This is a genomic window from Pseudophaeobacter sp. 1A09344, assembly GCF_041008745.1.
Classification (GTDB): domain Bacteria; phylum Pseudomonadota; class Alphaproteobacteria; order Rhodobacterales; family Rhodobacteraceae; genus Phycobacter; species Phycobacter gallaeciensis_A.
Genome location: NZ_JAXGFS010000001.1, coordinates 58,276 through 72,902, shown reverse-complemented (window position 1 = coordinate 72,902; position 14,627 = coordinate 58,276). Strand labels below are relative to the sequence as shown.

General features: G+C 61.8%; 12 protein-coding genes and 2 pseudogenes. 5 read left to right on the top strand and 9 right to left on the bottom strand.

Annotated features, from left to right (window positions below; genetic code table 11):
• Nucleotides 1-99: 99 nt before the first annotated feature.
• Complete coding sequence (locus SM765_RS00295; RefSeq protein ID WP_274833516.1) at nt 100-549, bottom strand: methyltransferase family protein; 450 nt, start codon at nt 547-549, stop codon at nt 100-102.
• Nucleotides 550-774: 225 nt separating this feature from the next.
• Nucleotides 775-1,728: an MBL fold metallo-hydrolase gene (locus SM765_RS00290; protein WP_274828848.1), complete on the bottom strand. Its 954-nt coding sequence runs from the start codon at nt 1,726-1,728 to the stop codon at nt 775-777.
• Nucleotides 1,729-1,901: 173 nt separating this feature from the next.
• Between SM765_RS00290 and SM765_RS00285 the strand changes: the two genes are divergently transcribed.
• The 3 genes from SM765_RS00285 (at nt 1,902) to kynA (ending at nt 5,038) form a co-directional block, all read left to right on the top strand.
• Nucleotides 1,902-2,672, top strand: coding sequence for an SDR family NAD(P)-dependent oxidoreductase (locus SM765_RS00285; protein ID WP_274831802.1), 771 nt, complete (start codon nt 1,902-1,904; stop codon nt 2,670-2,672).
• A gap of 175 nt (nt 2,673-2,847) precedes the next feature.
• Nucleotides 2,848-4,041 carry a kynureninase gene (kynU, locus tag SM765_RS00280; RefSeq protein ID WP_274836717.1) on the top strand — a complete coding sequence of 398 codons (1,194 nt, stop codon included), beginning with the start codon at nt 2,848-2,850 and terminating at the stop codon, nt 4,039-4,041.
• A gap of 148 nt (nt 4,042-4,189) precedes the next feature.
• Complete coding sequence (kynA, locus tag SM765_RS00275) at nt 4,190-5,038, top strand: tryptophan 2,3-dioxygenase (protein WP_274831800.1); 849 nt, start codon at nt 4,190-4,192, stop codon at nt 5,036-5,038.
• A gap of 205 nt (nt 5,039-5,243) precedes the next feature.
• Here kynA and SM765_RS00270 read toward each other — a convergent pair whose 3' ends face one another.
• On the bottom strand, nt 5,244-5,807 hold the full coding sequence (locus SM765_RS00270) for a TetR/AcrR family transcriptional regulator (RefSeq protein ID WP_274838993.1): 564 nt from the start codon (nt 5,805-5,807) through the stop codon (nt 5,244-5,246).
• Nucleotides 5,808-5,928: 121 nt separating this feature from the next.
• On the opposite strand from SM765_RS00270, the gene SM765_RS00265 reads away from it, so the two are divergent.
• Entirely contained in the window at nt 5,929-6,393 is a 465-nt protein-coding gene (locus tag SM765_RS00265) for a (2Fe-2S)-binding protein (RefSeq protein WP_274836715.1), read from the top strand.
• Between the two features lie 3 nt (nt 6,394-6,396).
• Nucleotides 6,397-8,637: a xanthine dehydrogenase family protein molybdopterin-binding subunit gene (locus tag SM765_RS00260; RefSeq protein ID WP_274836714.1), complete on the top strand. Its 2,241-nt coding sequence runs from the start codon at nt 6,397-6,399 to the stop codon at nt 8,635-8,637.
• 569 nt (nt 8,638-9,206) lie between these two features.
• On the opposite strand, the gene SM765_RS00255 is transcribed toward SM765_RS00260, so the two are convergent.
• From SM765_RS00255 to SM765_RS23055, 6 genes and pseudogenes are all read right to left on the bottom strand, one after another.
• Nucleotides 9,207-9,986 (bottom strand): gamma-glutamyl-gamma-aminobutyrate hydrolase family protein, encoded by a 780-nt coding sequence (locus SM765_RS00255; protein WP_274836713.1) that lies wholly within the window; start codon nt 9,984-9,986, stop codon nt 9,207-9,209.
• A 218-nt stretch (nt 9,987-10,204) separates the two neighbouring features.
• Nucleotides 10,205-10,630 (bottom strand): GlcG/HbpS family heme-binding protein, encoded by a 426-nt coding sequence (locus SM765_RS00250; protein ID WP_274836712.1) that lies wholly within the window; start codon nt 10,628-10,630, stop codon nt 10,205-10,207.
• A 75-nt stretch (nt 10,631-10,705) separates the two neighbouring features.
• Nucleotides 10,706-12,829, bottom strand: a complete 2,124-nt coding sequence (locus SM765_RS00245; RefSeq protein WP_425537294.1) for a malate synthase G — start codon at nt 12,827-12,829, stop codon at nt 10,706-10,708.
• Between the two features lie 117 nt (nt 12,830-12,946).
• On the bottom strand, nt 12,947-13,102 hold the full coding sequence (locus tag SM765_RS00240; protein ID WP_342456086.1) for a DUF2256 domain-containing protein: 156 nt from the start codon (nt 13,100-13,102) through the stop codon (nt 12,947-12,949).
• A gap of 8 nt (nt 13,103-13,110) precedes the next feature.
• Nucleotides 13,111-13,821, bottom strand: a pseudogene (locus tag SM765_RS23060) (FAD-binding domain-containing protein); the annotation flags it as partial.
• Between the two features lie 426 nt (nt 13,822-14,247).
• A pseudogene (locus SM765_RS23055) lies at nt 14,248-14,619 on the bottom strand (deoxyribodipyrimidine photo-lyase); the annotation flags it as partial.
• Between the last annotated feature and the right edge of the window lie 8 nt (nt 14,620-14,627).

Here is a 14,627-nt window from a genome sequence, read left to right as displayed (position 1 = left end):
CGGGTACGGATCGCAAATATTTTGATTATCCTGCGCAACATTTTTGCGCAAGCGTTTCGCCGCGTCGCCGCATCATTTTGCCGCGACGCCGCATGAACTTTAGACCCAGCGGCGTACCTTTCCTTCGTAGCGCGCCCAGTCCTGACGGAATGTCCGCCGCATTCTGTTTTCTTCGGGTTCGATGAAGCGCCGTTCCAGAATCCAGACGAATATCGGCACCAGCGGCAAGGACAGCACCGCGTCAAACCGAAGGATAAGCCCGGCCAGAACCAGGATGTCGCCCAGATAAATGGGATTGCGGCTGCGGCTGAAGATCCCCGATTGCACCAAGCGGCTTGGTGTCTGGTGGGGAATGATGGTGGTGTGCTGGCGCCGCATCTCGACCACCGCAAGCAGCATCAGAAGGATGCCCCCCCCGACCAATATCCCACCAAGGAAATCCGCCCACGCCCCGCCAAAGGTCAGCCCATAGGGCAGATAACTGGCCTGCAGCCACGCCAGGATAAGGCAGGCAAACAACCAGACGGGAGGCATATCAATCCAGCGCATCAGGCGCACACCATCGCGATATCCGGGGCAGAGTACAAGTTCATCGAGCGCAAAGTCCTCTTATCCGGCCGACAGGTCCAGCCCGCGGCGCCGTTGTGCGCAAAGAAAAGGACAAAATGTCCAAAATGGCCCCAAAACGGCGAATCTGTTCCGGGATGCGGCATGATCCTGCACAATTCTACGGGCTTTCCTACGTATACTTTTGCATGCTGACCGGGTGCGGGGTCATTCCCACTCCATTTCCTCGAAGACCCGCCCGGCGTTCTTGGTGGCGAGTTCCTCGAAGGTATCGAGCCCCTTCCAGCGTTCCTGGTCCACATAGTAAGCGCCAGCCAGATCACCACCCTCGTCGATATGGGCGCCGATCTTCGCTCGCAGATCCGTGAGGTAGTCGTAGGTGTAGCGGCGCACCTGCGCGAGGTTGGTCGGATGGCCGTGCCCCGGGATCACATAGGTCGGGTTCAGCGGCTCCATCTTGGTCTCCCAGGTCTCCAGCCAGCAGGAGGTACAGGTCCCTTCAAAGATCGGCAGCATGCGTTCATGAAAGGCCATGTCACCGGCGATCAGCATGTTCCATTGCGGCAGCCAGACCTGCGTATCCCCCGGGTCATGCGCCGGTCCCATGTGCATGACCCTGATCTCTACTCCGCCAAGAGTCAGGTCGTAATTGTCCTCAAAACTTAGGTTTGGCGTCACGATCCGGGTGCCTTCGGCCTTGTCGCGGTTGTAGCGCTCCATGCCCTGCAGGATGAAATCGGCCTCTTCGGTGAAGGCTTCGATCGCATCCACATGCGCCAAAATATCGACGCCCTGATCGACCCAGTAGGAATTGCCGAGCATCGCATGGCCCTGGCCGTTTTCATTGATCACCAGAACCACCGGCTGATCGGTGACCGCCTTGATCTCATCGTGAAGCGCCGCCGCCAGACGCACCGAAGCGCCGCCGTTGATGACCACGACGCCCTCGTCGGTCACGATAAATGACAAATTGTTGTTGTGTCCTGAGTTCTCGTAGGTCGGCGGCGCGGTGGCTCCGATGGCGGAAAACACATGCGGGATCACCTCGACCGGCTTGGAGTACAGCTCGGATTGTGGGTACTGATCGGCAATGTCCTCGCTGGCCCATGCGGCGCCTGCGCTAAATGTCGCAATCAATGCAGCGGAAAAAATCGGTTTCATGGTGTCCTCCCAAAACAGCTGCGCAATAATTCACACTTATGAATATGATTGTAAATGGTCCCGGTGGAAAACCTTTGCCCAAGAGTACCGACACGGAATTGTGACGGGACGGCTTTCTTGCCCTGCCCCGGCATGCCGTTAGGCTGGACGCAAACACGGGAGGACCGAACAACATGACATCACAAGACACGACATCGCTGGCAGGAAAACATGCGCTGGTCACGGGCGGCGGCACCGGGATCGGCCTGGCCATCGCCCGCGCCCTGGCCGCGCAAGGCGCCGAAGTCACCATCACCGGGCGCCGCCAGGAGGTGCTGGAGGAGGTCGCCACCAAGGGGCTGCACCCCATGGCGATGGATGTGCGCGACGAAGACGACATCGTGACCAAGATCCAGGCCGCCGTCGATGCGCGGGGCCCGATCCAGATCTGCGTCGCAAATGCCGGCGTTGCCGAAGGCAAGGCGCTACACAAGACCACGCTCGATTTCTGGCGCAACATGATGGCGACCAATCTGGACGGTGCCTTCCTGACCATCCGCGAGTGTCTGAAATCCATGCGCGAAACCGATTGGGGCCGGGTAATCACCGTTTCCTCAATCGCGGGTCTGCGCGGGCTCAAGGGCGGTGCCTGCTATTCCGCCAGCAAACACGGCATGATCGGCCTCACCCGCGCGCTGAGCGAGGATTACCTCGGCACGGCCTTCACCTTCAACGCGATCTGCCCCGGCTACGTAGATACCCCCATCGTGGAGCGAAACATCACCTCGATCTCGGCCCGCGCCGGTGTCAGCGAAGATGAAGCGCTGAAGATCATGACACACGCGAACCGCCACCAGCGTCTGATCGAGCCGGAAGAAGTCTCGGCTGCGGCCATGTGGCTCTGCGGTCCCGGATCACAATCCATCAACGGGCAGACCATCGAAATCTCCGGCGGCCAGACCTGATCGCAGCAATAGCCTCGCACCAGATTGCGCCGCCGGATTTCCGGCGGCGTTTTTGCGTGTCCTACAGAAATACCGCACGCACTGGACAGGTTTTTGAATATCGGATACAAAATCCGAAACCTTCAAGCTTGAAACAGTTCAGGCCCTTCTTTTCAGCCCGCCAGACGAGGTTCCGATGACCGATTTTGCCGCCACCAAGGCCATGTTCGACCTGCCCGAAGGGGTGATCTACCTCGATGGCAACTCACTCGGTCCCCTGCCCAGCGCCGCCAAGGACCGCGTCGCCAACATGATGACCGAGGAATGGGGCAAGATGCTGATCACCGGCTGGAACAAGGCCGGATGGATGCAGAAATCCACGGCTGTCGGCAACCGCATCGCCCGGCTGATCGGCGCCGAAGAAGATCACGTGATCATGGGGGATACCCTGTCGATCAAGGTCTATCAGGCCGTCGCCTCGGCGCTGGAAATGAACCCGAGCCGCAAGGTGGTTCTGTCGGACAACGGCAACTTCCCGTCTGACCTCTACATCGTGCAGGGGCTGCTCAAATCGCTTGGCGCCGAGTATGAACTGCGCGTCGTCGACCCTGAGGCGGTTGCCGAGAACATCACCGATGATGTCGCTGTGCTGATGCTGACCGAGGTGGATTACCGCACCGGACGCAAGCACGACATGAAGACCCTCACCGCCAAGGCCCATGAGGCAGGCGCCCTGACCGTCTGGGATCTGGCGCATTCCGCAGGTGCCCTTCCGGTGGATCTGGCAGGCTGCAAGGCTGATTTCGCGGTCGGCTGCACCTACAAATACCTCAACAGCGGCCCCGGCGGCCCTGCCTTCATCTATGTGGCGCCGCGCCACGCCGAGGTTGCCCGTCCGGCGCTCTCTGGCTGGCTGGGACACGAGGCGCCCTTTGCCTTTGATCTTGATTATCGGCCAGGCCGCGGCATCGAACGCATGCGGGTCGGCACGCCACCGGTGATCCAGTTGACCTCGCTGGAAGCAGCGATGGACATCTGGGACCAGGTCGACATGCAGGATCTGCGGGCAAAATCCATCGAACTCTGTGATCTGTTCATCGCCGAGGTCGAAGCCGCCTGCCCCGAGTTGGAGCTTGCTTCGCCCCGCGATGGAAACCAGCGCGGCAGTCAGGTCTCCTTCAGCTTCCGCGAAGGCTATGCCGCGATGCAGGCTCTGATCGAACGCGGCGTGATCGGTGATTTCCGTGCCCCGGACATCATGCGCTTTGGCTTTACCCCGCTTTACATCGACGCCGATGACGTGCGCGCCGCCGTGGCGATAGTGAAAGACGTGATGACCAACGATTTGTGGGACAATGAAGCCTACAAACAGCGCGCCGCCGTGACCTGATCGTGAGTGGGGCGACGCATATCCTTCCTTTGTGCAGGCCTGCGGGCTGGGTGGCGCTCTGGCGCCGCCTGGCTCAGTGCTGCCGGCTAAACCGGAGGACGCTTTCCTTTCCCTGATGTATAAAAGACCAAGGAACAGGAAAGATCCAATGAGCAAATGCCCTCTTAACTCTCCCTTTGACCCGGCCGAGGACGGCGCCGAAATGTCCTTTGACGGGCGCATGTCCTATGGCGACTACCTGTCGCTGGACGCGATTCTCACAGCGCAAAAGCCGCTGAGCGACGCCCATGACGAGATGCTGTTCATCATCCAGCATCAGACCAGCGAATTGTGGATGCGCCTTGCGGTGCACGAGTTGAACGCCGCCCGCGATTGCCTGCTGGCCGGTGATTCCCGGCAGGCGTTCAAGATGCTGGCCCGAGTGGCGCGGATCTTTGAGCAACTGAATTCGGCCTGGGATGTGCTGCGCACGATGACGCCCTCGGACTACACTCATTTCCGGGATTCACTGGGGCAGAGTTCGGGCTTTCAATCCTATCAGTACCGGCTGATAGAGTTCATGCTGGGCAACCGAAACAAAGCCATGCTGCGCCCCCATGCCCATGATGCGGATGTGACAGCCCTCTTGGAGAATGAACTGTCGCAGCCCTCGCTTTACGATGTGGCCCTGCGGCTTCTGTCGAACAGCCTGCCGCTGCCTGCCCAGGTGCTGAGCCGGGATGTCTCCTTGCCCTACCAAGCCAGCGACGCGGTTATGCAGGCTTGGACCACTGTCTATCAGGCCCCCGAGACCCATTGGGAGTTGTATGAGCTGGCCGAAAAACTAGTCGATTTCGAGGATTACTTCCGCCGCTGGCGGTTCAACCATGTGACCACCGTAGAACGAGTAATCGGCTTCAAACGCGGCACCGGCGGCACCGGCGGCGTCAGCTACCTGAAACGCATGCTGGAGGTGGAGCTCTTCCCCGAACTCTGGCACCTGCGCACCGAACTCTAGGCCCAGTCCCCACCGCAGGTCAGGGAGTTCTCCCGCCCGGCCTCGGATTTCATGCGAAACCCTCGCCCAGTTGAGCCCGGCGCCGCGCCATAGGCGCGGCGCCGGGCTCAAGACTGTAAGCGGGCTCTGCCAGAGGCAGGGTCTGCGTCAGCCGCGGGAGCCTCCTGCTCCTTCTGCAGCACACCCCGCGATTGCTCATCTGTTATTAAAGGCCTTCGAGCGCCCGTGCCATCAGCGCGGCAAGCTGCGAAACACGCATGCGGTAAGTTGGGTAGTCGGGCGCCGTATGCTTGATCCCTTTGAGAGCGGCGCAGAACACCTGCGCCACCTCTTCGGCCGTCCCTACGGCTTCGGGCAGATCTCTTTTCTGCAGCCAGTCGGCATAGGCCCCAGCCAGCGCCGCCTCGCCCGCCTCGATGGCCTCTGGCGCGACGCTCACACCAGCCTCGAACAGCTCCAAGCCATGCGCCGAGGACATCATTGCCTCCATCGTTGCCCCGCCATGGGCGGCAAAGGCATGCGCAACGCGGTCGGCCAGAGTGCTCTCTCCCTCTAGCGCCGCGCGGATGTCTTCGCGCGCCTGCCGGTAATAGGCTTCGACCAGAGCCGTGAAGATCGCTTCCTTGTTGCGAAAGTGAAGATAGACCGCCGGACGGGACATCCCTGCCCCACGCGCTATGTCGTCCATAGAGGTTTTGCGGAACCCATAGGCCGAAAAAGCCTGCCAGGCAGACTCGAGTATGGTCTGGGCCTTTGGGTCGGACAACATGGGATCAGCGGTAAGACGGTTCATACCCAAGGCTACTGACACTATTGCCTGATTTTGTCAATTGACACGCTGACACAATTAACGCATTTTGTCACAACATCCACAAACAGAGGTCAGCCCCATGCCAACCACGCTCAGGATCAACGGAAGCGACCACGAGGTGGACCTGCCGCAGGAGGTGCCCCTGCTCTGGGTCCTGCGTGATGAAATCGGCCTTACGGGCACCAAGTTCGGCTGCGGCATCGCTGCCTGCGGTGCCTGCACCGTGCATATCGACGGGGTGGCGACGCGCTCCTGCCAGGTGGCGCTTGGCGATGTCTGGGGTGAGGTCACCACCATCGAAGGCGTCGGCACACCCGAAGCCATGGCTGCAATCCAGCAAGCCTGGGTCGATCATCAGGTGGCACAATGTGGCTATTGCCAGTCGGGGCAGATCATGCAAGCCGCAAGCCTGCTGGCCGAGAACCCGGCGCCGAGCGACAGCGATATCGACGACGCCATGCAGGGGAACCTGTGCCGCTGCGGCACCTACCCCCGCATCCGCGCCGCCATCCATACCGCGGCCAAAATGATGCAGGAGGCGTGATCCATGGCCAGCTTCAAGAAAATCGCCCGCCGCAGTTTCCTGATCGGCTCTGCCGCCATCCTTGGTGGTGTGGCCTTTGGCACCTACAAGTACCATCAGCCCGCGCCCAATCCCCTGTCGCCGAAAGAAGGTCAGGCCGCACTCAACCCGTTTGTGATGGTGGATCAGTCCGGCGTGACCCTGGTCGCCCCCCGCGCCGAAATGGGTCAGGGGGTGCGCACCTCCTGGGTAGCGCTGATCGCCGAGGAACTGGATGTGCGCCCCGAAGCGGTGCAGGTCATCCACGGCCCCGCCGCCAAGGCTTATTACAACAGCGCCATGATGGCCGAGGCCCTGCCCGGGCGCGGCTATGACGCCAGCAACTTCCAGCACTCGCTGGGGCAGATCGTCGGCCATATGTCGAAATTCCTCGACCTGCAGGTCACCGGCGGCTCCTCATCCATGAAAGACGGGTTCGATCGCATGCGGATGGCCGGGGCCACCGCGCGTGAAACCCTGAAAGAGGCCGCGGCCCAGCGCCTTGGCACCTCGCGCGCACTTTTGGATACCGAAGACGGCCATGTGATCGCCCCGGACGGCAGCCGAATCCCCTATACCGATCTGGCGGTGGAAGCCGCCGGGATCGACCCGCAGGATGCCGAGCTGCGCCCGGCGGCGCAGTGGAAGTACGTCGGCAAGGACATGCCGCGCCTTGATATGGTTCCCAAGGTGACCGGCACCGCGGGCTTTGGCGTCGATGTGCGCCTTGAGGGCATGAAGTTCGCCGCAATCCGGCAGAGCCCGCATTTTGGCGCCGGAAAGAGTGCCTTTGATGCCAGCGCCGCAGAAACCATGCCCGGCGTGGAAAAGGTGCTGGATCTGGGCGATGCAGTTGCCGTGGTGGCAACCAACACCTGGCTGGCGCAACAGGCGGTGGATGCGATCGACGTGACATGGGAGCCCGCTCCCTACCCTGAAACCACCGATGCGATCTTTGCCGAAATCGACCGCGCATTCGAGGACAGCTCAAACTCCGTCCTGCGCGACGATGGCGATGTCGACAGCCTCCCCGAGGGGGCGCAGATCATCGACGCCGAATACCGCCTGCCCTATCTGGCCCATGCTACCATGGAGCCGATGAATGCCACCGCGCTTTATACCGGTGACGCCTTGCAAATCTGGGCTCCCAATCAGGGTCCGACAGTGGTGCAGAAATCCGCAGCCGACCTTGCTGGCCTCCCGAAGGAAGCCGTGCAGGTCCACACCACCTATCTGGGTGGTGGTTTCGGACGTCGAATCGAGGTGGATTACACCAACCGCGCGGTAGAGATCGCGATGCAGATGCGCGGCACCCCGGTGCAACTGACCTGGAGCCGCGAAGAAGACATGACCCACGACTTCTACCGCCCCGGCGCCGTGGCGCGCTATCGCGCGGCGGTGAAGGACGGCAAGGCGGTGATGGTACACGGCAAGATCGCCGCCCAGTCCACCACGGTGGAGGGCGCAGGCCGCATGCTTGGCCTGCCGATGGGTGGACCGGACAAGGGCCACGTCGATGCCGCCTTCAACCAACCGCTGGCGATCCCGAATTTCCGCGTCGAAGGCTATCTGGTGAAACCAATGATCCCGGTCGGGTTCTGGCGCTCGGTTGCGGCGTCGTTCAACGGCTTCTTTTCGGACACCATTCTGGATGAGATGGCCCATGCCGCAGGCCGCGATCCGCTGGAGTTCCGTCTGGAGCTGGCCCGCGCAGAATGGGAACCAGCGGCCAAGGTCCTCGAACAGGTGCGCGAGATGTCCGGCTGGACCGGCGAAACGCCCGAGGGCGTCGGGCGCGGCGTGGCGCTGGCCTATAGTTTCGGCACCCCCGTGGCAGAGGTGATCGAGGTGGTCGATGAAGACGGCCAGATCCGTATCAACAAGGCCTGGATCGCCGCTGACATCGGCCGCGCCATCGACCCGCGCAATGTCGAGGCGCAGATGTTCAGCGGCCTCGCCTACGGTCTGTCAGCCGCCTGTTTTGGCGAGATCACCTTTGCGGATGGCGCGGTGGAGCAGCAGAACTTCCCCGATTTCGACGCCATGCGCATGCACACCATGCCAGCGGTCGAGGTCTCCGTGCTGCAAAACCAGACCCACATGGGCGGCGCAGGCGAGCCGGGCACGCCCCCGGCAGCCCCGGCACTGGCCAATGCGCTGTTCGACCTCACCGGCAAACGCGCCCGCAGCCTGCCGCTGATGCATGAGTTCGATCTGTTGGTTTGATCCGGCGTGGCAAGAATATAAATAAGAAGAGCCCTCCGCTGACCCGGCGGGCTTTTTCGCGTGCTAGCCTTGATGGTCGACAATCCGCACCTAACCGACCAGCATGGTTGCACTGACTACGTGATCTCCGTACGTTTTGCGCAAATTTTCACCAACAGGATCTGAGCGGCTTGGACCAGTTCTTCACATTAGCTTTTGGATCCATTTTGTTTTTCGTGGGGTCAATATTATGCTTGACGTCAATAAAGACTGCTTGGATTCAGTGTGATAAAAAGTCTTTGAAAATCAACCCTATATACAGGTATCTGTCGAACAAATCGCCAAGGTTTCACTTTGTGTCGATGGTCGCTTATCGTGTGTTGGCAATGGTATTCGGGACAGTAGCATTGATTTGGGGCGCCGCCGTTCTCATTGCGTCATGATCTACCATGAGTTGACAAGTTCAATCGATGGCGGAGTCGAGATACCGCGGAAAGCAATTCTTCTTTGGGCTCAAAGCGGACCAACGCGATTGGGAGGGGATATTTCGTTCACCCTCTCCCCCACGTTCGACTGAGACGCGCTCCCGATCAGGCCGACTTCTGCAACGGTTTAGGACGCGCGCCATCCGCCCAGTCGCTTGCCGCTTCGCCAAAGGCCTGGAACAGAGGGCGCGACACGGGGTCGTTCGCCGCGTCCCATTCCGGGTGCCATTGCACCGCGAGGGTAAATCCGGGCGCATCCTCGACATAGATCGCCTCGGGCGTGCCATCGGGGGCGTAGCCGTCGATCACGATGCGGGTGCCCGGCTGTTTGATGCCTTGCCCGTGCAGCGTGTTGGTCATTACCTCTTCAGCGCCGAACAGGCGGTGGAACACGCCGCCGCTGGTCAGCTTTACCGAATGGCGCAGGGCGAATTTCTCTTCCAGGGTGCCATCGGGGGGCATGCGGTGGTTCATCCGGCCCGGCAGATCGCGGATCTCGGGGTATAGCGTACCACCCATGGCGACGTTCACCTCCTGAAAGCCGCGGCAGATGCCAAGGAAGGGTTGGCCCCGCTCGACGCAGGCGCGCACCAGCGGTAGGACGATGGCATCGCGGGCGCGGTCAAAGGCGCCGTGGGCTTCGGTCTCTTCCTCGCCGTATTCGTTGGGATGCACGTTCGGACGTCCACCCGTCAGCAGGAAACCGTCAAAGGTCTCAAGCAGTTCTTCCACCGACAGGAAACGCGGATCCGAGGGGATCAGCAGCGGCATGCAGCCGGACACGTCGGCCACCGCTTCGGAGTTCATAGTACCACCGGCGTGGGTGGGGTACTGATCGTTCATCAGATAGGAATTGCCGATAATGCCAACTTTGGGCCGCGCCATGATCCACTCGCGAGTTATTGCCTTTTGGTGACCCTAGCGGCGCAGCGCCGGGCATTCAACTCGTCAGGGTGGCGCAGGCGCTTGTTCAGGTGCGCACAGGGGACAAAGCGATGATTTTTAACGCAATCCTGCGGTAACGCCGCGTCAAAACGAAACGGCCCGCACCCCGGAACGGGTACAGGCCGGATCATTGTTCGCCATTGCACAAAGGCGGCAAATCAGGCTTCGCCGACCAGCCCCACGGCCTCGATCCCGGCCAGTGCCGCTGCAGCATCGTTATCCGAGGTATCACCGGTGACGCCCACGGCGCCTAGCACGGTGCCTTTCTTGTCGCGCAAGAGAACGCCGCCGGGGACAGGTACAACCTGACCGCCGTAGACACCGTTCACGGCCGCCATGAAATAGGCCTGCTGTTCGGCCCGGGCCATCTGGGCCGAACCGGACATGCCCAGCATGACGGCGCCATAGGCCTTGCCGTGGGCGATGGCAAAGCGACCCGGTGCGGCGCCGTCTTCGCGTTCAAAGGCCTGCACGTGCCCGCCCGCATCCAGCACCACCACCGACAGCGGTTTGAGGTCCAGCTCGCGGCCCTTTTCCAGCGCCTTGCGGATGATGGTGCGGGCGCGTCTGAGTGAAATCGTCATCTGCGGTTTCCTTCTGATGAGTGTGTTTCAAAGAAAAGGACCGGGGACAGGCCCCGGTCCGATCAATCGTATGGGTCAGCCAGCCGCCTTCAGCTCAAGCCGACGGGCGTGCAGCACCGGCTCGGTATAGCCAGAGGGCTGGATGCGGCCCTTGAAGACCAGATCGCAGGCCGCCTGAAAGGCGATGCCGTCAAATCCAGGCGCCATCGGACGATAGGCCGGATCACCCTTGTTCTGCCCATCCACCACGGCAGCCATCTTCTGCATCGCTGCCATCACCTGCGCCTCGTCCACGATGCCGTGGTGCAGCCAGTTGGCCAGCGCCTGCGAGGAAATCCGGCAGGTCGCGCGGTCTTCCATCAGGCCAACGTTGTTGATGTCCGGCACCTTGGAGCAGCCGACGCCCTGATCGACCCAGCGCACCACATAGCCGAGGATGCCCTGAGCGTTGTTCTCGATTTCCTTGGCGATCTCATCATCCGACAGGTTCTGCCCTTCCATCACTGGGATGGTCAACAGGTCCTCAAGGCTGCCACGAGCACCGCCCGCTTTCAGTTCGTCCTGACGCGCCAGCACATCAACCTTGTGATAGTGCGTGGCGTGCAGGGTCGCAGCAGTGGGAGACGGGACCCAGGCGCAGGTGGCGCCTGATTGCGGATGGCCAATCTTCGCCTCCAGCATTTCACCCATGCGGTCAGGCATGGCCCACATGCCTTTGCCGATCTGCGCGCGGCCCTTCAGACCACAGGCCAGACCGATATCGACGTTGCGATCCTCATAGGACGCGATCCAAGGGGTCGATTTCATCTCGCCCTTGCGCAGCATGGCGCCTGCTTCCATCGAGGTGTGGATCTCGTCACCGGTCCGGTCAAGGAAGCCGGTATTGATAAAGGCGACACGGGATTTGGCGGCGCGGATGCATTCCTTGAGGTTCACAGAGGTACGGCGTTCCTCGTCCATGATGCCGATCTTGACGGTGTTCCGCGGCAGGCCCAGCGCGTCCTCGACATGGTCGAAGATCTTCACCGCAAAGGCGACCTCTTCGGGGCCGTGCATCTTCGGCTTCACCACGTAGACCGAGCCGTGCAGCGAGTTACCGCCTTCGGACTTCAGATCATGCATGGCGATCAGCACGGTGATCATGGCGTCCAGGAAGCCCTCGCCCGCTTCGCGGCCTGCGCTGTCCAGAACCGCCGGGTTGGTCATCAGGTGGCCCACGTTGCGGATCAGCAGCAGCGAACGGCCTTTCAGCACAGCCGCCTCGCCCGCGGGCGTGGTGTAGGAGATGTCATCGTTGAGTACGCGGGTGAAGGATTTGCCGCCCTTGCTGACCTCTTCGGCCAGATCGCGTTTCATCAGGCCCAGCCAGTTGGAATAGGCCTGAACCTTGTCCGCAGCATCGACGCAGGCGACGGAATCTTCACAGTCCATGATGGTGGAAAGCGCCGATTCCAAGGTGATGTCGTTGATGCCTGCGCTGTCGCCCTTGCCGATATTACCGGTAGCGTCGATCTCGATGATCGCGTGCAGCCCGTTGTTTTTCAAGAAAATTCGCGACAGGGCCGAGGCTTCTCCGGCGTGGCCCGCGAATTGCGCCGCATCCTTCAGCGCCGGAACCAGCGCACCATCCGCAACCGACAGGGCGTCGATATCGGACCAGGAGCCCGCGGCCAGAGGGAAGGTTTCATCCAGGAACGCCCGGCCCCAGGCAATCACCCGGTCGCCGCGCGCCGCATCATAACCGCCCGCCGTCGGCAGATCGCCCATGGCATCGGTGCCGTAAAGCGTATCATAAAGCGATCCCCAGCGGGCGTTCGCCGCATTAAGCGCAAAGCGCGCATTGGTGATCGGCACCACCAGCTGCGGGCCCGGGGTATGGGCGATCTCGGGGTCGACGTTCTCGGTCTCGATTTCGAAATCATCGCCTTCGGGCACCAGGTAGCCCAGCTCGCGCAGGAAGGCGGTATAGGCCTCGGCGTCATGCGGTTGGCCGCGACGCTCCACGTGCCAGGCGTCGATGCGGCCCTGGATGTCTTCGCGTTTGGCCAGCAGGGCGCGGTTTTCATCGCCCATGCCATTCACAAGGCCGGACAGCCCCGCCCAGAAAGCATCGGCGCTGACACCGGTGCCCGGCAAAGCCTTGGCTTCGATAAAGTCAGCCAGCTCGGATGCGACCTGCATCCCGTGAATGTCTTTCATGTCTGCCATCGGCTCTCTCCTCGCAGGTAAACGTTGGTCAGTTTCCCCGATACAGGAAAAGTTTCCTATCGGCAACAAGGGTGGTAAACCTTTTTTACCAATTTAAGCGCAGCTGTTTCAAATCTTCTTTGCAGATGCGCCCTTTGCCATGCCGCGACAACGGGCCGAGCAGTAGATGACCTGCTCCCAGTCCCGCGCCCATTTGCGCCGCCAGGCAAAGGGGCGCGCGCAAACCGGGCAGGTTTTCGTAGGTAGCTCTGTTTTCTTCCTCATACGTGCCATCAGAAATCAAAACTCAGCTGATCAGCGCCCTTCGCAGGCTGTTTTACCTGCCCGCCCCGGGCGCGCGGGGATTTGCGGCTGGCGTGTTTCTTGACGATGCGGCGGGCGACGGGGCGAAATCCGTCCTGCTGCCGCACAGCCCAGACCGCATCGCGCGCCGCCCGCGCCGCCGTCTGCACATCGACGATAGGGGCCGGATATGCCTGCCCCAACAGCCGCCCAGCACCCTGCCACTTCCACGGCTCCTGCAGGAACCGGTCCGGCACCTCGGCCAGTTCCGGCAACCATGCCCGGGTAAAGGCGCCTGTGGGGTCCTGATCCAGCCCCTGTTTCACCGGGTTGTAGATCCGAAGGGTGTTCATGCCCGTAGTGCCTGACTGCATTTGCACCTGGCTCCAGTGGATGCCCGGCTCGTAATCGGTGAACATGCGCGCCAGATGTCGGCCGGTTGCCCGCCAATCGAGCCACAGATGATAAGAGGCTACCGACATCACCATCGCCCGCATACGGAAATTGAGCCATCCGGTGGCGGTCAGGCTGCGCATGCAGGCATCAACAAAGGGCAGCCCCGTTTCGCCCCTCTGCCAGGCCGCCAGTCGAGCAGCATCCGGCTCCATGGGCCTGAGCCCTTCAAACGCCGGATGCAGGCAGCGGTGTTCGATATCGGGCTGGTCCTCCAGCTTCTGCATGAAGTGATCGCGCCAGGCCAGACGCGCCTGAAAGGATTTCAACGACCCGGACCAACCGGCCTTGCGCCCCACCTCTTGCCGGGCTTTCGTGGCCTGCACCACCTCGCGCACGGAGAGCGTGCCAAAGGCGAAATGCGGCGACAGGCGGGAACAGGCCGTCGCCCCCTCCAGAGGCGATGACATGGCGCGGCGATAGTGCTGGCCGCGATGGTCCAAAAAACTGTCAAGGCAGCGCAACCCCGCCCGGCGTCCGCCCGGCTGCGCATCGACAGCCCCGTCAGGCATCAGACCAAGGTCTGCGGCCGCAGGCATCGGATCGCTGTCGCAGCGTATCCCCTCGATGTGATCGGGCGCACTGACCGGCGCCTGCCCCATGAAACCGTTCCGCGCCCGCTGCCAGCCGTCCCGCGCCATCAGACCGCGCACCACTCCGCATTGTGGCAACTCGATCCAGCGGATGCCACGCGCCCGCGCCCACCCCGCGACGCGCCTGTCGCGGGCATAGGTCCAACCGTTGCCGGTTTCCTCATGGCTGACCAGATGGTCGACAGCGTACTGCCGCGCCAGCCCGTCCAGCACCTCAACCGCATCTCCAACACGAAGAACCAGATCCGCACCACAGCGGCGCAGCGCCTCACGCAGGCCGGGCAGGCTTTGCCGCAGGAAATCATACTGTCGGAGAGAGGCATCCGGCAGCCGCCACAATTCCGGTTCGACAACATATAAGCACAGGACCGGCCCGCCCAAGGCGACCACATGTGCCAGCGCCGGATGATCCTCAATGCGCAGGTCGCGCTTGAACCACAGGATTGTCGTCATTGCCGGGC